Annotated in this window: 15 protein-coding genes; 8 read left to right on the forward strand and 7 right to left on the reverse strand. The window is 62.9% G+C overall.

Annotated elements, in window-relative coordinates:
* The first annotated feature begins 17 nt into the window (after positions 1 to 17).
* From ACYQ01_RS07865 to phoU, 6 genes are all read left to right on the forward strand, one after another.
* Positions 18 to 944: a glycosyltransferase gene (locus ACYQ01_RS07865; RefSeq protein WP_459933281.1), complete on the forward strand. Its 927-nt coding sequence runs from the start codon at positions 18 to 20 to the stop codon at positions 942 to 944.
* A 99-nt stretch (positions 945 to 1,043) separates the two neighbouring features.
* A complete protein-coding gene (locus ACYQ01_RS07870; RefSeq protein WP_459933282.1) occupies positions 1,044 to 2,129 on the forward strand; it encodes an NAD-dependent epimerase/dehydratase family protein in 1,086 nt (361 codons plus the stop codon).
* A 213-nt stretch (positions 2,130 to 2,342) separates the two neighbouring features.
* Positions 2,343 to 3,026: a response regulator gene (locus ACYQ01_RS07875; protein ID WP_459933283.1), complete on the forward strand. Its 684-nt coding sequence runs from the start codon at positions 2,343 to 2,345 to the stop codon at positions 3,024 to 3,026.
* 7 nt (positions 3,027 to 3,033) lie between these two features.
* Positions 3,034 to 4,434, forward strand: coding sequence for a sensor histidine kinase (locus tag ACYQ01_RS07880; protein ID WP_459933284.1), 1,401 nt, complete (start codon positions 3,034 to 3,036; stop codon positions 4,432 to 4,434).
* Entirely contained in the window at positions 4,431 to 5,195 is a 765-nt protein-coding gene (gene pstB, locus ACYQ01_RS07885) for a phosphate ABC transporter ATP-binding protein PstB (protein WP_459933285.1), read from the forward strand. The genes ACYQ01_RS07880 and pstB overlap by 4 nt, the downstream gene beginning before the upstream one ends.
* 11 nt (positions 5,196 to 5,206) lie before the next feature.
* The gene (phoU, locus tag ACYQ01_RS07890; RefSeq protein WP_459933286.1) at positions 5,207 to 5,866 is read left to right on the forward strand and encodes a phosphate signaling complex protein PhoU; all 660 of its coding nucleotides are present in this window, start codon (positions 5,207 to 5,209) and stop codon (positions 5,864 to 5,866) included.
* A gap of 197 nt (positions 5,867 to 6,063) precedes the next feature.
* On the opposite strand, the gene ACYQ01_RS07895 is transcribed toward phoU, so the two are convergent.
* From ACYQ01_RS07895 to ACYQ01_RS07905, 3 genes are all read right to left on the reverse strand, one after another.
* A complete protein-coding gene (locus ACYQ01_RS07895) occupies positions 6,064 to 7,248 on the reverse strand; it encodes an alginate O-acetyltransferase AlgX-related protein (RefSeq protein WP_459933287.1) in 1,185 nt (394 codons plus the stop codon).
* Position 7,249: 1 nt separating this feature from the next.
* A complete protein-coding gene (locus ACYQ01_RS07900; protein ID WP_459933288.1) occupies positions 7,250 to 8,638 on the reverse strand; it encodes an MBOAT family O-acyltransferase in 1,389 nt (462 codons plus the stop codon).
* A gap of 195 nt (positions 8,639 to 8,833) precedes the next feature.
* Positions 8,834 to 11,053: a glycosyltransferase family 39 protein gene (locus ACYQ01_RS07905; RefSeq protein WP_459933289.1), complete on the reverse strand. Its 2,220-nt coding sequence runs from the start codon at positions 11,051 to 11,053 to the stop codon at positions 8,834 to 8,836.
* A 531-nt stretch (positions 11,054 to 11,584) separates the two neighbouring features.
* On the opposite strand from ACYQ01_RS07905, the gene ACYQ01_RS07910 reads away from it, so the two are divergent.
* Entirely contained in the window at positions 11,585 to 12,508 is a 924-nt protein-coding gene (locus tag ACYQ01_RS07910; RefSeq protein WP_459933290.1) for a hypothetical protein, read from the forward strand.
* A gap of 290 nt (positions 12,509 to 12,798) precedes the next feature.
* On the opposite strand, the gene ACYQ01_RS07915 is transcribed toward ACYQ01_RS07910, so the two are convergent.
* The 4 genes from ACYQ01_RS07915 to ACYQ01_RS07930 form a co-directional block, all read right to left on the reverse strand.
* Positions 12,799 to 14,625 carry an ATP-binding protein gene (locus tag ACYQ01_RS07915; RefSeq protein ID WP_459933291.1) on the reverse strand — a complete coding sequence of 609 codons (1,827 nt, stop codon included), beginning with the start codon at positions 14,623 to 14,625 and terminating at the stop codon, positions 12,799 to 12,801.
* Positions 14,626 to 14,740: 115 nt separating this feature from the next.
* On the reverse strand, positions 14,741 to 15,427 hold the full coding sequence (locus ACYQ01_RS07920; protein ID WP_459933292.1) for a class I SAM-dependent methyltransferase: 687 nt from the start codon (positions 15,425 to 15,427) through the stop codon (positions 14,741 to 14,743).
* Between the two features lie 111 nt (positions 15,428 to 15,538).
* Entirely contained in the window at positions 15,539 to 16,684 is a 1,146-nt protein-coding gene (locus ACYQ01_RS07925; RefSeq protein WP_459933293.1) for a glycosyltransferase family 2 protein, read from the reverse strand.
* Between the two features lie 250 nt (positions 16,685 to 16,934).
* Entirely contained in the window at positions 16,935 to 18,449 is a 1,515-nt protein-coding gene (locus ACYQ01_RS07930) for a B12-binding domain-containing radical SAM protein (RefSeq protein WP_459933294.1), read from the reverse strand.
* 293 nt (positions 18,450 to 18,742) lie between these two features.
* On the opposite strand from ACYQ01_RS07930, the gene ACYQ01_RS07935 reads away from it, so the two are divergent.
* The gene (locus ACYQ01_RS07935) at positions 18,743 to 20,176 is read left to right on the forward strand and encodes a hypothetical protein (protein WP_459933295.1); all 1,434 of its coding nucleotides are present in this window, start codon (positions 18,743 to 18,745) and stop codon (positions 20,174 to 20,176) included.
* The last annotated feature ends 274 nt before the right edge of the window (positions 20,177 to 20,450 follow it).

Raw genomic sequence — 20,450 nt, forward strand, 5'->3', positions numbered from 1 at the left:
GGGAAAGCTCGCAGAACATGACGAAGACACGCGTATCCGTGGTGGTCACCACCAGAAACGAGGCGAAGAACATCGCCAACTGCCTGGAATCCGTCCGCGCCCAGACCTATCCCGCCGAGTTGGTGGAAATTCTCGTGGTGGACAACGCTTCGCGCGACGACACCAAGGCCCTCGCCGCCCGCTATGCCGATCAGGTCCTGGACAAGGGGCCCGAACGCAGCGCCCAGCGCAACTTCGGCTTCGCCAAGGCCACGGGCGAGGTGTTCGTGTTTCTCGACGCGGACATGATCCTCTCGGCCACGGTCATCGAGCGATCGGTGGAAAAACTGGCCCGCGAACGGCTGTGCGCCCTCTACATACCAGAAATCGTGCTGGGCAAGGGGTTCTTTCCCGAGGTGCGCCGTTTTGAGCGCAGTTTCTACGACGGCACGGTCATCGACTGCGTGCGGGTCTTCACCCGCCGGGCCTTCGAGGCCGTGGGCGGCTTCGACGAGACCCTGACCGGGCCCGAGGACTGGGACTTCGACCGGCGCATGCGCGACCACGGGCCCGTGGCCGTGCTCTGCGCCTACGACTTCGACACGGTGGACGCCTACGTGCGCGCCCTGCCGGATCAGGACTTCACCGCCCGGCTCACGGCTTTCGAGGCCAAAAGCGGACACGCCAGGCCCCTGGTTTTTCACAACGAGGCCGCCTTTCACCTCTGGCGCTACCTGACCAAGAAGACCTACTACGGCGGGTCCTTCGCGGCCTACGCGGCCAAGTATCCGGCCGACGATCCCGACCTCAAGCGTCAATTCGGCATGGCCTACAGATTTTTCGGCGTTTTCTGCGAAAACGGCCGCTGGCGGCGTCTTGTCACGCATCCGCGCCTGAGCTGCGGCATGTACGTCCTGCGTTTTCTCGTCGGGCTCTTTTTCGTGCTGGGCAAACTCAAACGCTAACCCCTCCGAAACGGGTCCGGGCCTGTCCCGGCGCGTGCGGGCCTGTCCCGCCGGAGGTATGGGGCGACTCGCCCCAGGCAATTTTGCAAGGAGCTTTTCATGTCAGTCGCCATTGTCACCGGCTCGGCCGGGCTCATCGGGAGCGAAACCGTCCGCTTCTTCGCCGCCAAGGGATTCGATGTCGTTGGCATCGACAACAACCTGCGCAAGACCTTCTTCGGCGAGGACGCCTCCACCCATTGGAACCGGCACCGCCTCGAAGAAGAGATCAAGGGCTACACCCATTATGACGCGGACATCCGCGACAACGACGCCATCAAGAAAATCTTCGACCGCTACGGCACGTCCATAAAGGCCGTCATCCACTGCGCCGCCCAGCCCTCGCACGACTGGGCCGCCTCCGACCCGTTCATGGATTTCACGGTCAACGCCAACGGCACCCTGGTCATGCTGGAGAACTTCCGCCAGCACTGCCCGGAGGGGGTGTTTCTCTTCACCTCCACCAACAAGGTCTACGGCGACACGCCCAACTTCCTGCCCCTGGTGGAATTGGACAAGCGTTTCGAGATCGCTCCCGGCCACAAGTGGGAACGCGGCATCGACGAAACCATGTCCATCGACCAGACCAAGCACAGCCTGTTCGGGGCCTCCAAGGTGGCGGCCGACGTGCTGGTGCAGGAATACGGCCGCTATTTCGGCCTGCACACCGGCATTTTCCGGGGCGGCTGCCTGACCGGTCCGGCCCACTCCGGCACCAAGCTGCACGGGTTCCTGTCCTATCTCATGCGCTGCTGCATCACGGGCAACAAGTATTTCATCTACGGCTACAAGGGCAAGCAGGTCCGCGACAACATCCACTCCTACGACCTGGTCAACGCCCTGTGGCACTTCTTCGACAAGCCCCGCGTGGCCGAAGTGTACAACATGGGCGGGGGCCGGTACTCCAACTGCTCCATGGCCGAAGCCATCGAGATGTGCGAAGCCATCACCGGCAACAAGATGAATTACGAATACCAGGAAGACAACCGCATCGGCGACCACATCTGGTGGATTTCCGGGCTGTCCAAGTTCGAATCCCACTATCCCGACTGGAAGATCACCTACGACGTGCCCCGTATCCTGCGCGAGATCTACGAAGTGCAAAAGGACGTTCTGCAGGAAATCAAAGTGGGCGGAAGCTGCTGAAGATTTCGACCGACTCCGGCTTTTGGGCGCGCTCCGACAGGAGCGCGCTTTTTTTGTGCGTCGCCTCCGGCTGGACAGCCGCCGCCACCGGATTGTAACAAACCCGGCAGCCTCGCGAGCCAGCGCCAAGGGGAAATGTCACCCATTCGTCTCCGAACCACCACCGCAACGTCACGTCCCCGTGATTTCTGACCAAATTGGAGGACATCGGGCATGACCAAGGACACCGTGCTGATCGTGGAGGATGACGAAGACATCCTCCAACTCCTGGACTACAACATGCAAAACGCCGGGTTCGAAACCGTGACCTGCCGCGACGGCCTGGAGGCCGTGACCCTTATCAAGCGTCGCAAGCCCGACCTGGTGCTGCTCGACCTCATGCTGCCCGGCATCGACGGTTTCGAGATCTGCAAGACCGTCAAGCGCGATCCCAAGACCGCCCACGTGCCGGTCATCATGCTCACCGCCCGGGGCGAGGAAGTGGACCGCATCGTGGGGCTGGAATTGGGCGCCGACGACTACGTGGTCAAGCCCTTCAGCCCGCGCGAGCTCATCTTGCGGGCCAAGGCCGTGCTCAAACGTTCGGGTCCCGACTCCCAACCCAAAAAGGTGCTCAGCCAGGCCGGGCTCACCGTGGACCTGGACGCCCACCGGGCCGAGTCCGACGGGGTGGAGATCGCCCTGACCGCCACGGAGTTCAAGCTCCTGGCGGAACTTTTCCAGAATCCGGGCCGGGTGCATACCCGCGACCAGTTGCTGGCCTCGGTCTGGGGCTACGAATTCGAGGGCTACGCCCGCACCGTGGACACCCACGTGCGCCGCCTGCGTCAGAAGCTCGGTCCCCACGCCGACCTCATCGAAACCGTGCGCGGCGTGGGCTACCGGTTCAAGGGCTAGGGTCGCGGTGAACGCCTTCTGGTTGCGCCTGTTCCTCAGCCATGTGGCCGTGGCCGTCTTGGTCCTTGTCCTGGTTCCCTGGGACACGGCCCACGACCGCTTGATCGCCTGCGCCCTGGCCGGCATGGTCGGCGCGGGAGTGTTCGCCGGGCTCCTGGCCCGGTCCCAGGCCAGACGCGCCCGGGAGTGCGTCCAGGCCCTGGCCGCCCTGGCCGAGGGCGAAACCGGCGTGCGCCTGTGGCTGGAGCCCTCCTCCGGACTGGGCGAAGTGGCCGGAGCCGTCAACGACGTGGCCGCCGCCGTGGAGTCCCGCTCCCGCACCCTGACCTGCCGGGCCGAACGCATGGAGTCCGTGCTGGACGGCATGCGCGAGGGGCTCATGGTGCTGGACCGGGCCGGACGCATTCTGGTGGTGAACAAGGCCTTCGAGGACATGTTTCGCCCGGCGCAGTCCTGCCTGGGCCGCCGTCCCATCGAGGTCGTAGCCAGCCCGGAGCTGCAAAACGCCTGCGACACCGTGGTCAACTGGGCCGACCGCGAACGTGGGGCCGCGGTCTCCATCGAGATCGAACCAGGAGGAGCGCGCGCCCTGGACGTGAGCCTGGTCCGCCCCGGGCAATCCCGAGCCCAGGCCGAACTCGGCGCGGTGGTGGTGTTTCACGACCTGACCGAAATCCGACGCATGGACAAAGTGCGCCGCGATTTCGTGGCCAACGTGTCCCACGAGTTGCGCACGCCGCTCACCTCCATCAAGGGCTACGCCGAAACCCTTCTGGGCGAAGCCGGCGAACGCGAAGGACCGAGCCGGCGTTTTCTCGAAGTCATTCTCAAGAACGCCAACCACATGTCGAAAATGGTGGACGACCTTTTGAGCCTGGCCCGCATAGAAAACGCGCGCGAGCCGGCCACCACCCTCGCCGCCGACGCCCTCATCGCCTTTCGCGCCGCCCAGGCCGAGTGCGCCCCCCTGGCCACCCAGCGCCAGGTGAAGATCGAATGCGCCATCGCCGAGCCGGGGCCTTCGGTGCGGGCCGACGCCGGCCAGCTTGCGCAAGTGTTTCGCAATCTCCTCGAAAACGCCATCAAATATGGCCCTGTCGGAGGGCACGTTGTGGTCTCGCATCGCCGCGAACTCCAGACGCACGTCTTCCGGGTGGAAGACATGGGGCCCGGCGTGGCCGAGTCCGAACGCCAGCGCGTGTTCGAACGCTTCTACCGCTCCGACCGGCCCCGCATACGCGGCGAAGGCGGCACCGGGCTCGGCCTGGCCATAGCCAAGCACATTGTGGACCGCCATGGCGGACGCATCTGGGTGGAGCCGGCCCAGGGCGAAATGACCGGCGCGGCGTTCTGTTTCACCATACCAGAGGCCAGTGCGCCCAAGAGCTCGCAAGGACCAACCGCATGACCACCAACGAATTGAAAATGGCCGCCCGGAACCTGGACTTCTACTACGGTTCATTCAAGGCCCTGCACTCCGTGACGCTCGACATCCAGGCCAACCAGGCCACGGCCCTGATCGGACCGTCGGGCTGCGGCAAATCCACGTTCCTGCGCTGCCTGAACCGCATGAACGACCTCATCGCCTCCGCGCGCGTGGAGGGCGAACTCACCCTGGACGGGCAGGACATCTACACCTCGGGCATGGACGTGGTGGAACTGCGCCGCCGGGTGGGCATGGTGTTCCAGAAACCCAATCCGTTTCCCAAGAGCATTTTCGAAAACGTGGCCTACGGGCTCCGGGTCAACGGGATCTCGGACAACGCCTTCGTGGCCCGCCAGGTGGAAAAAAGCCTCAAGCAGGCCGCCCTGTGGGGCGAGGTGAAGGACCGCCTCCACTCCAGCGCCCTGGGCCTGTCCGGCGGCCAACAGCAGCGCCTGTGCATAGCCCGCGCCCTGGCCGTGGAGCCCGAAGTGCTGCTCATGGACGAGCCCGCCTCGGCGTTGGACCCCATCGCCACCCAGAAGATCGAAGAACTCATCCATGAGCTGAAAAAAGACCTGACCATCATCATCGTCACCCACTCCATGCAGCAGGCGGCCCGAGTATCGGACATGACCGCCTTTTTCTACCTGGGGCAGCTCATTGAAATGGATCAGACCGAAATCATCTTTACCCGGCCCGCCAACAAGCAGACCGAAGACTACATCACCGGCCGCTTCGGCTAGGAGCTAGCGCTATGGATTCCCGATTTCAAAAGGAGCTCGAGGAGCTCAAGGTCAAGGTGCTCCAGATGGCGGCGTACACCGACCGGGCGCTGGAAAAGTCCCTGGCCGCCCTGGACGGACGCGACGTCGACCTGGCCGTCCAGGTCATCGACGGCGACCGGGAAATAAACGCCATGGAATGCGAGGTGGACAACCTGTGCCTGCGCCTTCTCGCCCTGGATCAGCCCGTGGCCATGGACCTGCGGTTCATCGTGGCCTCCATGCGCCTGGTGGTGGATCTGGAGCGCATCGGCGACGAAGCCGTGAACATCGCCGAACAGGTGGTGCTCCTGGCCCACATGCCGCTCCTGGAAGCCAGCGAGCGCCTGGCCCAGATGGCCGAACAGATCACCCGCATGCTGCGCATGGGCATCGAGTCCTTCAAGGACCAGGACGTGGAGACCGCCAAACAGGTGTGCATGGCCGACTCCACCGCCGACGAACTGAACATGCTCGTGCTCAAGGAGTGCATGGATCAGGCCCCCGAAGCCGGTGGACTGGACCGGGCCATTCGGGGCGTACTCATCGCCCGCTCCATGGAACGCGTGGGCGATTTGGCCACCAACATCGCCGAATCGGCCATCTTCGTGGTGCGCGGCGTATCCATCAAACACCACTGCCAGCCGTTCTAGCAGCCTTTTGAAAAATCCTTGCTGGCTGCGTTGCTGCGAAAAACTCAAACCCTCAGCGGATGCCAACTCCGCTTCGGGCTTGACTTTTTTGCGCGCCTTGCCAGCACGTTTTTTGAATAGGCTGCACGAATCGACGTTTTGGGCGGGCTGCTAGCACCCAGGAGGATGCCGTCCCGAGGAAGGAAAGGAAACGGCCTCTACCGCGCGGCGGAAGCGGCCTTGTCCACCGGCCGCTTCAAGAGTCCCGGCCCCACCCACGGCAGGGGCGGGTTGCCCAACTGGATGGCGTGCTGGTAGCGCTCCACCGCCTCGAACACCACCACGTCGGGCTTTTCGGCCAGGATGATGTCGGGCAGGAACTGGTGCACCCAGATGTAGACGCTGCGGTTGAACCGTTCGGAGAGAAAGGGAATGGCGGCCTTGGCGAACGAGTCGCGAAAGACCAGGGCGTTCGGCAGGGCCGGGTCGTCGGTCTCGCGGATGACCATTTCGCGCCCCGAATAGGTGGTCGGGTTGGCGTAACCGCGCGAAGGACCGGGCTTGGCCTTGGGCGTGAAGTTCGGGACCATCTTTTCGAACCGCTCGGTAAAACGGTCCTCCAGCAGCATGAGCCTGGCCAAGTCCCCGCCGGGGACCACGACCGTCTCGGGGCGATAGTCCTCCAGCGCGATGGAGGGCATGTCGGGAAAGCGGGGTCGCAGGGCTTCCACGATGGCGGCCGATCCCACCAGCGCGCCCCAGTCGTTCCAGTGCGTGTCGGTCTTCCAGTAGGCTTGACGCACGGACTTGGCCTGGCGCATGGCCGGGCGCAGATCCAGAAAGTCCAGACCGGCCGTTTCGAGCCTGTCGCGCAACCGGTCCAACCGGGGGACGCGTCCCAGCTTGTGAAATCCGGTGGGCAAAAATTCGTGGTACACCGTCGTCTTGTTGGGACAGATCACCACGAGATAGGCAATGCCCTGGGCGGCCAGCCAGTCGCGCCGCTCGGTCAGGATGCGCTCGGCCGAGTCCAGCTCCTCGTCGGAGACGCTCCAGAGGTTGAGCCAGTCCTCCAGATCGGACTCCATGTTGTAGAAAAGCCATCCGTCGCGTCCGACAATCACGGTGCGCACGGGCGACTCCCGAAACACGGCCAGCTTGAGTTCGTTGTTCTTGCGAATCAACCAATCGCGAAAGGGAAAGTTGTCCGCGTACGAGGCCGCCAGCTTGCGCCCGTACGTGCCGGGGTCGGAAAGCAGCAGCGATGCCGGCGGAATTTCGGCCTTGCGTCGTTTTTCCTCGGCCTTGGGGCCTTCCGACACGCCGAAAAATCCCAGGGCCTGGGGCAAGACCAGGGGGGCCAGAAGCAGGGCCAGGGCCAGGATTCGTGTGAGGCTCTTCATGTCAGAACTGGGCGTAAATGAAGGGAGAAAGGGTGCCCGAGGCAAGCTGCATGACCGACAGGGCCATGAGCGCCGGGGCGGCCACGCTCCGGGCCAGGGGAGCCAGGCCCCCCAAACGTTCGCGCAGCCAGGGAACCGCCGGCGCCGCGCCCACGCAAGCCACGGCCAGCACCGTGAGGAACTGGGCGTTCACGCGCACCATCCAGGTGTAGGAAAAATCCCAGGAGCCACACCCGGCCAGGGCCTGAAAATAGGCCAGGGCCGAGGGAAAATCCGGGGCCCGGAAAAACACCCAGCCCAGGCCCACCGCCAGCAGGCAGTACACGTGGCGCAGGGGTGCGGGAGCCCGGTCCAATACGCGCCCGGCCGCGGTGCGCTCGAACACGAGAAAGACGCCGTGCCACAGGCCCCAGATCACGAAGCTCCAGGACGCCCCGTGCCACAAGCCGCATAGGGTGAACACGATGACCAAATTGCGGTAGACCTTCCAGGTCGCGCCCCGACCACCCCCCAGGGGAATATAGAGGTAGTCGCGGAACCAGGCGGAAAGGGTCATGTGCCAGCGCCGCCAGAACTCGCGCACGGAGCGGGACACGTAGGGGTAGTTGAAATTTTCCGGGACCGAATAGCCAAAAATGCGACCAAGGCCCACGGCCATGTCGGTATAGCCGGAAAAATCGTAGTAGAGTTGCAGGGTGTAGCAGACAAGCCCCAGCCAGGCCGTGCCCAGATCGAGGTTTCCGGCGCGCTCGCCAAAGGCGGCGTCGGCCAGAAAGCCCAGCTGCCCGGCCACCAGAGTCTTCTTGGCCAGGCCCACGGCGAAACGGGTCAGCCCCTGGACCGCGCCGTCCAGGGTGATGCGCCCCACTTCGGTCCCGTCCGGGAACATCTGCTGGTATCGGGCGATGGGACCGGCCGTGATCTTGGGGAAAAACGTCATGAACAGGGTGAAACGCCCCACGTCGCGTTGGGCTCGGCAGTCGCCCCGGAACACGTCCACCAGGTAGGCCACGGCCGAAAAGGTGAAAAAGGACACCCCCAGGGGCAGGGCACGGGGAACCGAGACGGCCAGGTTTTCCAGGCCCGGAATCTGGGCCAACAGGAAGGCGCTGTATTTGACGTAGGCCAAAAGCCCCAGGTTGGCGGCGACGCCGACCACCAGCACCCGTTTGCGTCCGACCGACTCCAGCCGCTCCATCCACAGGGCGGCCAGCAGGTTCATGACGATGGAAGCCGCGAACACGGGGAGGGCTTTGGCGTCGGCCAGGGCGTAGAAAGCCAGGGACGCCGCCAGCATGAGCCACCGTCCGACACGCGCGGAGGTGAGCGCATAGACCGCCATGAGCGCGGGCAGACACACGAGCAGGAACAGCGGCGAATCCAGACCCATTGGGGAAATTTACACGGCAAATTCCCCCAGCACAAGGCCAAACCCCCGATTCCTCCGGTTCGAAACACGGATTCCCGCGCTCCGGGCCCTCGCCAGCCGGCTTTGTCCCGGCGTATCAGGTCGTCCGCGATCCCCAGGCGTTTTTTCCGCGACGCCGGGACCGAACGGCTCCCGGACTGTTTCGCCTTGCCTGCGTCAAGGAGCGGATCGGGCCGCGTCCGCCAGGACCACCAGCGGGTGCGTCGGATCGAACCAGAGTTGGGCCGCGCCGCGCAGGGTGAAAACCAGGCGCACGCTGCGCCCCGAGCAGTCCGCGCGGGTTCGGGCCAGCACGTCCCACTGCGGGGTCCAGCCCGTACGCCCCTGGCCTCCCCGCAGGGTCCAGATGGTTTTTGAACCGCGCGCGTCGTCCAAGGCCAGCTCCAACACGGTGTCCGACGACTTCTGGTCGATGCGGGGAAAAAACAACGCCCCGACCGAGGCCAGATCCGCATCGGAATCGATTTCCACGACCAGCCGCCCCACGCCGATCCGCTTGTCGGCGGTCACGAAGCCCGGCTCGACATCGAGATTCTCCAACGACACGATCCGGGCCTGCACCCGGGGCGCGCCCTCCCGCGCGGTCGCGGGCGACGCGCCGGCGTCTGCGGCGGGCCCCATCCCGGACGCCACCCCGCCCAGGGCGGGGCCGGACAAAGCGTCGAAGGCCAACACGGCGGTGTCCGGCCTGGGAACAAATGCCGTCACTCCGGAAGCGGTGGCGGTGGGCAGGTAGAACAGGCCCAGCAGGCTGATCAGGCCCTGCGGCTGAAACGTGGGCGTGACCAGGGCCAGGGCGTATTCCCGGGACACGATCCCCCTCCCGAGAGACGAATCCGGCGCGGCGAACAGACCCAGGCGCTCGAAAATACGGGTTTCGAAGGCGTCATACACCCGCAAACGGGAGAGGTCGCCTCCCAAAAAAACGTAGGCGCTTTCGGCGTCGCTGAGCACCAGGCCGGGCCTTTGCGCCAACCGGTCCAGCTCGGCCCGTTTGATCGCGCGGCTGGCCGTGTCGGCGCTCATCTTGGCCAGGGACGACGGGAGGTCGCCGATCGGCCACACGGCCAAGGCCAGGACCAGGGCGGCCAGGGACGCCGCGACCCGGGGGAACGCCGAGGCCCTGGCCAGCAGCGCCCCGGCCGCCAGGTGCGCCACCACCATGACCGACAGAAAGTGGTTGTATTCCGCCCCGGTCCAGCGCAGCACCACATAAAGCGGGGCCAGAACGCAAAGCGCCAACACCTCGCAGACCCAAAGCCGCCGCGACGCCAGGGCCGAGAGCGCATACGCCGCGATCAGCACCGCTTCGCGCCAGTTGAGCGAGAAATAAATGCGCAACCGCTCCCGCGCCGAAGCGTCGGAATTCATTTCCGTAATCTCCGCCATGCGGCGGGGGAATTCCAGATTCTGCGCCCAGAAGCCCCCATGGGTGGCCAGATCGAGCCACCAAAAGGCCGCTCCGCACAACACCGCCATCCCAAGACCGAAATACACCGCCAGACGGACCCGTCCCTTGAGCAACGCGTACAGGCCAAGCGCCCCCAGGGCGGGCCAAGTTTGCTGTTTGGTAAGGGCCGCGGCCAATCCGAGCAGCAGCGAAGCCCAGAACGCCGGCCCCGTCCGACCCGAACGAAGCGCGCGCAAGAGCGCCCAGGCGGCCCAAAAGAAAAAAGCCCAGGCGAGCATGTCCGGCCGGGCGAAATGGCCGTACTCCATGAGCGGGGCGCAGGCCAGGGTCAAGGCCGCGGCCAGTGCGCCCGGCCGATTGCGCGTTTCCTGAAGGACCAGGGCGTAAACCGCCGCCACGAGAGCCAGCGCGGCGGCCAAACTCACCATCCGGGCCTGGGGAAGCCCCGGCCCGAACAGCGACTGGCTCAGCCCGGCCAAGGCGTAATAGCCGGGCCCGTACAGCGTGATCAACCCGCCCCCGGAACCCAATCCTTCATAGATGTTGCGCCCCTGGATCAGGAGCCAAGCCTTGAAGGCTTCGCGGCCCTCGATGGAGTTGACGGCCAGGGGAGTGGTCAACCCCTCGATGAAGCCCCAGCCCTGCACCAGAAGGGAACGCCCCAGGCACCACAGACCAAGACACAGGGCGGCCGCGCCCAACGCCTTCCCCGCGCGCCCCAGCGGCGATCCGGTCCCCTTGCCGAACAGTCCGACCACCAACGCGGCCAGGGACACGGACAGGGCCAACCGGTCGGGCGTCGCGCGCCGACCCGCCAGGACAAGAAGCGCGGCAGCCAGCCCGGCTCCCGCCAAAATTTGCGCCCAGCCGCCGGAAAACAACACGGCCCAGTCCGACCGGCCGTCGCCTTTTCCCTGACCGGCACCGCCTTCGCGGACCGCAACGCCCGGTTTTGTCTGGTCCATGCATCCTCCTCGCGTGGGGGCCGCGTCAGGCGACCACGCGGCGCACGGTTTCGCACGTTCCGGCCCCCAGGGCAACTCCCGCCGCCACCCGCCGCGTCTTTCGAGCCAGGCGGCAGAATCCAGGCCCGGAAGGCCGGCACAACCCGCTCCCCCGGCCTTCGGCGCGCTGGGAAATATTTGCCTGATCCATGTTCGCCAGAAACGAACCCTTTCGCTCTCGGGGCAAAATATACCCCTCCCCGTTCCGCAACGCGCCTGTGGGCCTTTCCGACGAACGCAGCGCCACGGCGCCCCAATTCCTGAGCCTTCGCCGAAAGTCCGCGCCTGCCTGGATTGTTGCAAGTGGAACCAAATTGGTTCCATTACCAACATTACACTTTGGAGAGTCGGTGCATCCTCGGGCCGCAAGAGCCGTAAAATCCGCTTCCAGGGTATCCCGCTTGCTATTCCCGCATGGCGCCGTCTTGAAAAGCACCGGGGAAAAATCTTCCCTCCCCTCGATTTCCAGGGCGTCACGCAAGGAGGAAGCCCATGTCCATTTCATCGGTATCGAGCTACGATCCCCTGTCGTCGATATATGGAATCGACGCGATCAGTTCGAATCTCGGTTCCTCGAACGGCACATCGTCCACGAGTTCCTTTTCATCCACCACGGACAAGAGCAGCGTATCCGAGATGGGAAAGCTCATGAGCCAGCTCATGACCCTCTCCAAGACAGACAACGACGCCTTCAAGGAACTGGCCTCGCAGATATCTGCGGACCTCACCACCCAGGCGTCCAGCACCTCGGACACCACCGAAAGCACCATGCTCACCGAGCTGGCGGGCAAGTTCTCCACGGCGGCCGAAACCGGCAGCATGGACAGCCTCAAGCCGGACGGCCCTCCGCCACCGCCGCCATCGTCGTCCCAGACATCGAGCGCTTCGGACGGGTCGCAGACCTCGAGCTCCGGTCAGGACGGCCTGTCCAGCGCCGCGAGCATCATCGCGTCCGACCTGTCGTCCACCAGCTCCAACGCGTCCACGAGCTTTTCATCCGCCCTGTCCCAGGCCTCCAACGCCGGCTCCTATCTGGACCAACTGATCCAGGAGCTCAACAAGTTGCAGGCCACCAACCAGGACATGTACAAGGAGCTCACCGAGACCATCGCCGAGGACCTGGCCACCCAGGCCGGACAATCCACCGACCCAGGCGAAAGCGCCATGCTCTCCCAGATGTCCGCGACCTTCAACCAGGCGTCCCAGACCGGCTCGGCCCTGACCACGCAGGACGCAACGCCTCCGCCACCGCCGCCTCCGCCGACGACGGCGTCCCAGACCCAGGGGCAGTCGGACTCGGACACGGAATCGAGCCAGCAGTACGCGGGATTTCTCTACAACCAGAGCTCCAACAGCCTGCTGACCAGCCTGCTCATGCGCGATCTGTCCTCGTCACAGCTCAGCGCTCTGGGTTGACCGACCGGCTGAAACACGAAAGCGGACACGGATCGTCCGCCGAAAACGCGCCGCGCATGACGGACCGCACGAAAACGACAGGGATGTTCACAGCCGCATCAAGCGGGGGTGGGGGAACGATTTCGCTCGCACCATGCGGCCGGTCCGACACGCGCGACACAGGGCAATACGGCCCGCCATCCGGCATCCTCTCCCGGCAGGCCGGGCGTGCGTGGGCCATTTGCGGGGGACGCCCTGGCGGCGTCCCCTATTTGCTCGTCGTTTAATAAGATAAAGCGGAAAGGCCGGACTCAAGCGGTGGTTTCGGCCGCGCGTCCATGGTCCAGAGGAAGGGAAAGGGTGAAGCGGCACCCCTTGCCGGGCGTGGATTCCACCCGGATGTCGCCATGGTGGTCGCTCATGATGCGAAAACACACGGCCAATCCCAAGCCGGTGCCGTGCTCCTTGGTGGTGAAGAAGGGGTTGAAGACCATCTTCAGTTGATCGGGAGCCAATCCCGGCCCGGTGTCTTCCACCAGGATTTCCGCGCAGTTCTGGTCGGCGCGGCTTGTCAACGTGACGGTTCCGCCGGACTCCATGGCCTCGGCGGCGTTCTTGATCAGGTTGAGGAGCACCTGGCGCATCTGGGCCGGATCATGCGGAGTCGGCGGAAGAATCGGGGCCAAATTCATCTTGATGGCCACGTTGCGCGCGGTCAGTTCGGCTTCCACCAGGGCGACGGTATCGCGCACCGTGGCGTTGATGTCGAAAAATTCCAGCTTGGGCGCCGCCGGACGAGTGAAGTCGCGCACCTCGTTCAGCATGGATTCCAGGCGCTGGGTTTCTTCCTCCACCATTTCCAGCTTGTGCGCCTCCTTGCTCGACGGATCGAGCACGCGGCGCACCTGTCGGGCAAATCCGCCGATGATCATAAGCGGATTCTTGATCTCATGGGAAATGTGGGCCGCGGCCTCGCCAATGGCCGCGAAACGTTCGGACCGGATGAGCCGCTCCTGCGTGTCGATGAGCTTTTTCAGGTTGGCGTGCAGGGTGTCGCGCGCCTCGATCAGTTCGGCCGTGCGGATGTCCACTTCGCTCTTGAGCGAGGACGACCAGCGCAGAGCAAAGTAGACGGTCACCGCCAGGCCGCAGAACACCACCACCTGAAAGGCCCCGGCCATGAGCATTTCGCGCGACAGAACCGAGGAAATGATCTCTTCGGCCTCGGAAATGGGCGCGACCACGGCCACGGACCAGAATACCGGCTCTTGGCGGTCGCGTCCCAGGGGGGCGGGGTGATAGGCGATGAGCTTCTTCACGATGCCCCGGGACGCGCGGTGCCAGCCGCTGACGTACCAGTCCTCCCCCTGCTCGCCGGCCAGCATGCGGTCGCGCATGATGGTGTTGACCCGGCTGAAATCGATCTCGGCGTTCAGGGCGGAACGGGCATGGAACGCGCTCTTGCCGATGAACTCCTCGACATAGTGGTCGAGAAAATCCCCCCGCGAGTCGATCACCCAGGCGTACCCGGTCTGTCCCGAGCGCACGTCGTGGGCGTAGCGCCTGGCCACGGCCTGGGCGTCCACCACGAAAAAGAGCGTGCCCGGCTCCTGGATGCCGGCCTGTTCGGAGTGCAGCCGGGTGACCAGCGTATTGACCGTGCGCCCGACAAAGGGCCCGGCCGAAGGCGTGACGCACCGCGTGGTGAGAACGGTCTCTTCGGAGGGCGCGTGCTTGGACCAGTCGGAAAGGGCGTCCACGTCCAGGCCGAACGGCGGGTTGAGAAAGCCGTCCTGGGTGAGCAGTTTCGGCGAACCGCCCGGCAGGACCACGCCGATGGCCAACACGCAGCTTTGGCGCAGGATTTCCTGGAAGTCGCCGAAGGGCACGGAGTGGTCCTCGCGCCGGGGGGCCTGTCTGCGCCAGATCTGGGCCAGTTCGAGCAGATTGGTCTGAAGGAATTGGTAATGCAGAGTGATGTCGTGGGCGATTTTTTCAGCCAGAATGAACTGCTGCCGGTTGAACTGGCTGTTGGCCACGGCGGAAAGATCTTGTTGCGCGCGCAATCCCAAACGCCACATGCAAAGCCCCAACACGATGAGGGCCGCCGAGGCGAATATGAAAAATTTCTTGGTCATGGGCGCTTTTTCCGGGGAGATCGAAACGTTGTCGAGACTACCCTAGTTATTCGATGCGGGCAATGGCGCAACGCAGGCGCGTCACTCCCGACGAAACACGTTATATTTCAGCCTGTTATGACATTTCCTCCAAAACTGAGATGAAATGGTATTCGGGCTTTATGACGGATCGGAGCAAACGGCTCCCGTAAAGATCGACGCCGACGCGGCGTGACCTTTCCCGTGCGCCGGCGCTTGCGACCAGCAGCCCGAAATCGTCCGGGGTAAAGTACCGACGCGGGACCGAGACGCCGTATCCCCAGTTTCCTACGAAATCCATCAGGCGCAGCGTGGCGTTGCTGACCACCCCGTATTGAAAGTGGTCCTTGACGATCACATGGCGGCCCACACGGACGGCCTCACGCAAAAGATGCGGCCGATTTTCCGCCTCGGCGTGATGCAGGACATCCACGAGAAGCACGACATCGTAGCGTTTGTCGGCAAACTCGAGCCGCGTGCCGTCGAACCGTCTGTACTTGGCCCACCGGGAGGCATCCGGCCCCCCCTGCGGAGGCGAATAGACGTCGAGGCAGGTCAATTCGACATCCGGGCGCGCCCCGGCCAGGGACTCGGAAAGGCGCATGTCGCCGCACCCCACGTCGAGCATGGAGATCCCCCCGCCGCCCAAGGGCAGACTTTGCAGGGTTTCCCCAAGAACGACGCGCAATTTTTCCAGCCGTTTTCCATGGGCGGCGCGCTGGTGAAAGCCGACAAGCAATCTGTCGACGAAGGATTTCCTCTGCTTGGCCAAGGGAGAACTCACGGCACGCTCCGTTTTTCTTCGCAAAAAGACCGGGTTGGCTCACCGCATTCGCTCGCCGGGTCACCCGGCCAGCGTACTGGAGGGGCGAATGCCCTGCGCAAGAGGATGCGGTTATTTGCGCGCGTCGATCTTCGAGATGATCGTGTACAAAAAGCTGGAAAAAAACAATTGCACGCTGCTAGTGATTAACGTGATACCGAACATCAACAATCTGTCGAGCTCTCGGACATAAATGTCCTGAAATGTTATGCTGGCCCAATAGTATACGCAATAGCCGACCATGGCCAGGCCCGCGGCGGCGAGCACCCCAACGACGATGAGAATGTCTTCCTGAATGACCCGGTTGATGAACTGGGACGTCTTGGTATGGGGAAGTATTTCCAGCCGAGCGGCAAGCAGCCGGGTAAGCGCTCCGAACGTCAATACCTGAACGCCCAAGAGCAGAATAAGACAGCAGCAGTAGAAGGTCTTGTTTTCGAAATTGATGCCGCCGATGGTCACCCGGCTAAACCCCGTGGCCAGGGCGCCGATCACGCCCAGCAGGACGAGCGCGATCCCCGGGTACAAAAACAGCCAGCGCGGGGAGAGCATCAACAGTAGGCGCAAATGCCTCCAGCCGTCGCGCCAGGTGCGCAGGTGGGGCTTTCGCGATCTCCCGTCCGGATAGAGTTTGGTGGGCACTTCGCGGATGCGCAACTTGTTCAACGCGGAAACCGCGATCATTTCGCTGGCGAACTCCATTCCCGGAGAACTGATGTTCAAGGCCAGGATGCTTGTTCGCTTGAAGCCGCGCAGTCCGCAATTGAAGTCCCCGATGGGGGCCTTGAAGAACAGCCGCCCGATCAGACTGATGACCGGCGTCCCCAGGTACTGGTGCAACGGCGGCATGGCGCCATCCTGAATGCCGCCGCGAAAGCGGTTGCCCATGACCAGTTCGGCGCCGTTGCGCAGGGCGGACAAAAAGCCTGAAAGATCCGAGAAATCATAGCTGTCGTCCGCGTCGCCGACAATGACGTACTCCCCCTTGGCGGCGAGTATGCCCCCGCGTATGGCCGCGCCGTATCCGCGCTCGGACACGTTGACGACCCGGGCCCCGGCCTCCTCGGCTATGCGCTGGGAGCCATCGGTGCTCCCGTTGTCGGCGATGAGGATTTCCCCTTCGACGGAGTTTGCATCCAGAAACGCTCTGGCTTTTGCGATGCACGTCTGCAACGTCTCGGCTTCATTCAAGCACGGCATGAGAATAGTCAGCTCCATCACACCTCCGACGAACGCAATGCCTGTATCCGAATCAACCGGACTGAGTTTGACGTGCCTCTCGCGCTCGCCTTGACAGCCCGCCCCAAAAGTCGATTCTTGCGGCCTGTTCAAACAACCTGCTGGCAAGGCGCGAAAAAAAGTCAATCCCGAAGCGTAGTTGGCATCCGTTCAGGGGTTGACTTTTTCGCAGCAACACAGCCAGCAAGGATTTTTCACCAGGCGGTTGAGCCCCTGCGAAACTCCAGACTCACGACATGAATCCCTTGACCAGATCGTACGCCTTGCGCTCAAGCAGAAACCTGTCAATACCATGCTTCAGCCTGAAGCGGGCGATCGGTCCGTACAAGGCGTTCAACAGCTTCAGGACCCTGATGAACATGGTATTTCCGGTTTCCATCTTGTTGATCTTGTTGTCGATGAAGTAACTGCTCATCAACATCATACTGATAAAATGCATGTTGGCGGGCGAGACCCACGGCAGATCGTATCCCGTTTCCACTTCGACGTTGCCCCACTCCTCCAGGGTTTTCGGAGGCTGGAAATTCCAGCCGGAACGGACCTTATCAAAAAGCTCCGTGCCCGGAAGAGGACGAAACAGGTTCGGCGTGCTTATTATGCACCGGGGATTTTCCTCTATGAGCCGAAGCATCAACCTGCACGTGGCCTTGAGATCATCCATGGTCTCCGTGGGAAGCCCCAGGATGAAATTGTAAAAGGACCGTATCCGCGAATGTTTCGCCAATTTCCTGTTGCATTCGAGGATGTCGGCGACGGTGCAGTTCTTGCGCACCATTTCCAGCAGCCTGTCGCTGCCCGTTTCCGCGCCGATATGCAGGATGTCCGTTCCACTGTCGACCAGCTTGTCGATGAAGTCGTGGCTCATCTTCTTGATTTCGTTTATCCGAGCCCCGCGAAACCCCAGGCCGACCTTGATGTTTCTTTGCGCGATGAGATCGATGATGCGTTCGACATGGTCAAGGTCCACGAACGAGTCGTCATCGATAAAATAGATGTACTCGGCCCCGTAGTTTTCCACGACATGCTGTATGTGGTCGACGACGTCCGTCGACGAATAGGGAATCCAGCGATCTTTTTTGATGTTTTTGTAGAGCGCGGGAGAGCTGCAAAACGCGCACCTGTACGGGCAGCCCATGGCGCTGTAGAGGGAAAAGATGACCTTCTTGTTGTCCAACTGCCCGTAGACGGAGTAGTCCTTGATGAGATCGTAGGGAATATCCTGATATTCCACGATTTCATGCGCGCTCCAGTCCGCCGGCGTGGAAACCAGGCCGCCGTCTTCCCCGCGCATTGTCACCCCGGGAATCCGGGGCAGAGGTTGGTCGCGCAAGAGCGTTTCCACCAGGGTGAAAAACGGCAGGGCCCCATAGCCGCTCACCACATAATCCGTATTGGGGTCCTGCTCCAAAATGACTTCCGGATTGAACGTGGCGAACGGCCCCCCCCACACCACGGAGATGCCCGGGTCATGGCGCTTGACGACTTCCGCGATTTCGACCGCCCGCATGACCGGCGCGCCCGTCATCACGGAAATCCCCACCAGGAAAACCGAAGCGTCAAGCCGGGCGAGAAGCTCCTCGCGCCAGGTGGAAGCGCAAAGCCTGGCGTCGAAGACTTCCACGTCGAAGCCCTGTTTCACCAGGCGGCTGGAAGCATAAAGCAGGCTGATCGGCGCATGTCTGACAAAGGACCCCGACATGCCGAGGGGGGGAAAGACCATCAGGATTTTCTTTTTGCTCTTCATGAAAACACGTCCAGAAATCATTTCGAAACTTTATTAAATATACCAATCGAAACACCCGCGCAAGTTTTTTGACATGGCCACGCAGTGAAATGAATCTGGACAGAAGAGCGCGTCGCATGATACTTCATCATGAATGTTGCATGGAATTCGCTTCTTCAACATGTCCATCCAGACAACGCTCCTCATATCGCAAGAGCCGTGCATCAACAAGCCTTCTTTCCCTGCTTCAAGCACCGGCTGTGTCCCTTCCCTGTATTTCTTACAGAAATGACTTTTCTTTTCGAGCTTTTCCCATGAAAATCGACTGGAAGCCTTTTCTTCGTTGGTATCCCGCGCTGGTCTTCATGTTCCTGCTTTGCTACGGCGTCTTTTCCGAAAAAATTCCCATCAATGGCGGCCTCGGCTATCACGCCAGCAGTTGGGCCGAACGTGTGGCCCACCCCGAGGACGTCCTACAGGGAAAGGCCAGCCTCTACGAACTGCAACACATGCTGCCGGCCTTTCTGTTGGGCATGGTCTTCAAGCTGACGCATCTCCCCGCGTCCCCCCGCAACATTGTCGCGGCCTGCGCGGCGCTGAGCGCCATCTGCTCACTGCTCGCGCTGCTCTTCTGGCGTTCCATCTGCAAGACGCTTTCCATCGGCCCGGCGGGCGAGGTCCTGGGCGCATGCGCCTTGTGCCTGAACGGAATGACCAAAAACGTGCTCTTTTATCCCACCATGACCTACGACGCGGCGTTTTTCGCCCTGGCCGCGGGCATGGTTCGCTACTGGCTGACCGGCGGGTTTGTCGGCCAGTGCGTGGTGTTCGTCTTGAGCCAACTGGTCAATCCGCTGGCCATGCTCACCTCCCTGCCGCTCATGATGTTTCCCGTTTCGCGTGACACCCCGCCCTGTCGCCCGCTGTCCTGGCGCTGGGCCGCGACCCTTACCGCGGCCATCACCGCCGCTTTTTTCGTCATGATGCTCATGGCCGACATCAACGCCTTCCGTCAGCTCAACTACCGGAAAATATCCGGAAATCCCTTCGCCTGGGCCAGCATCGCCGTGGCCTTGGCCTATTGTGTTCTGGCCGTGTATCCCCTGGTCAGGACCAATCCGGTCCGCTGCGTGCTGCAAGCCCTCAACCGGCGCAGCCTGTTCCGTCTCGGCGTGGCCGCGATCTTGCTCCTGGGCGTCGGGCACGCCCTGCGGCACCTGTCCAACGGAGCGATGAACGACTGGTCGCTCACGCAGGTGTTGCGCTATTTCCTCTGGCTCCCGGTGTTTGATTTGCCGGGCTACTTCCTGATCAACAAGCTCGTCTCCTTCGGCCCCATCTGCCTGCTGGCCGCGTTCCGCTGGCGCGCGGTCGTGGAGGGCATGGCCTCCTTCGGCGCCGGCGGAATCGTGGCCCTGGGCATCAGCCTGCTGCGCTGCCTCGATTCGGAATTTCGCCATCTGGCCGACATCTTCGTCCTGATGACGCCCTTTGTGGTCCTTGCCTGGCATCGCGACCTGGACGCGAAGCGTCTGACCGCCTTCGGGCTGGCTTCGCTGGTGTTTTCCAAGTTCTGGCTGCCCATGGCCAAGGACTTTCCCGAATACTATTTCTGGGGCTACGGCAGCTTGTATTCCTCCACCACGGGCTACCTCTGGCAGGCCGCAGCCAGCCTGATTCTGCTCGCCGTGTTCTGGCCATTGTTCGGCCGTTCGGACAGACGGACCGCCGCCCCCGGGATACTGTAGCCGCCCGTTGCAATGTGGACGCAAAGAGTGGTCTTTGCGACAAGCACGCGCAGGGGCTTTCGCCCCGGAAGAAAATCCCCCAGCCGTGTTGAATCCGCGCCCAAGAGGGCGTAAACTGCATCAGCAGCGCCGCAAGGCGAATCGTTTTCATCCCCTGCGGCATCTCAAACAGGGCCCGCGCGCCGGGTCGTTCGTGCGCGGGTGTCCTTCTTTTTCTCAAAGCGTTGCGTTGTGGCGTTTCCGGTAAGCAGTCTCATCAGCATGCCGCCTCCAG

Source organism: Fundidesulfovibrio butyratiphilus (assembly GCF_054657235.1).

Excerpts from the sequence above, each read along its gene's own strand:
- ACYQ01_RS07865 (WP_459933281.1), top strand. The coding sequence starts at position 18 with ATGACGAAGACACGCGTATCCGTGGTGGTCACCACCAGAAACGAGGCG.
- ACYQ01_RS07870 (WP_459933282.1), top strand. The coding sequence starts at position 1,044 with ATGTCAGTCGCCATTGTCACCGGCTCGGCCGGGCTCATCGGGAGCGAA.
- ACYQ01_RS07875 (WP_459933283.1), top strand. The coding sequence starts at position 2,343 with ATGACCAAGGACACCGTGCTGATCGTGGAGGATGACGAAGACATCCTC.
- pstB (WP_459933285.1), top strand. The coding sequence starts at position 4,431 with ATGACCACCAACGAATTGAAAATGGCCGCCCGGAACCTGGACTTCTAC.
- phoU (WP_459933286.1), top strand. The coding sequence starts at position 5,207 with ATGGATTCCCGATTTCAAAAGGAGCTCGAGGAGCTCAAGGTCAAGGTG.
- ACYQ01_RS07895 (WP_459933287.1), bottom strand. The coding sequence starts at position 7,248 with ATGAAGAGCCTCACACGAATCCTGGCCCTGGCCCTGCTTCTGGCCCCC.
- ACYQ01_RS07900 (WP_459933288.1), bottom strand. The coding sequence starts at position 8,638 with ATGGGTCTGGATTCGCCGCTGTTCCTGCTCGTGTGTCTGCCCGCGCTC.
- ACYQ01_RS07905 (WP_459933289.1), bottom strand. The coding sequence starts at position 11,053 with ATGGACCAGACAAAACCGGGCGTTGCGGTCCGCGAAGGCGGTGCCGGT.
- ACYQ01_RS07910 (WP_459933290.1), top strand. The coding sequence starts at position 11,585 with ATGTCCATTTCATCGGTATCGAGCTACGATCCCCTGTCGTCGATATAT.
- ACYQ01_RS07915 (WP_459933291.1), bottom strand. The coding sequence starts at position 14,625 with ATGACCAAGAAATTTTTCATATTCGCCTCGGCGGCCCTCATCGTGTTG.
- ACYQ01_RS07925 (WP_459933293.1), bottom strand. The coding sequence starts at position 16,684 with ATGGAGCTGACTATTCTCATGCCGTGCTTGAATGAAGCCGAGACGTTG.
- ACYQ01_RS07930 (WP_459933294.1), bottom strand. The coding sequence starts at position 18,449 with ATGAAGAGCAAAAAGAAAATCCTGATGGTCTTTCCCCCCCTCGGCATG.
- ACYQ01_RS07935 (WP_459933295.1), top strand. The coding sequence starts at position 18,743 with ATGAAAATCGACTGGAAGCCTTTTCTTCGTTGGTATCCCGCGCTGGTC.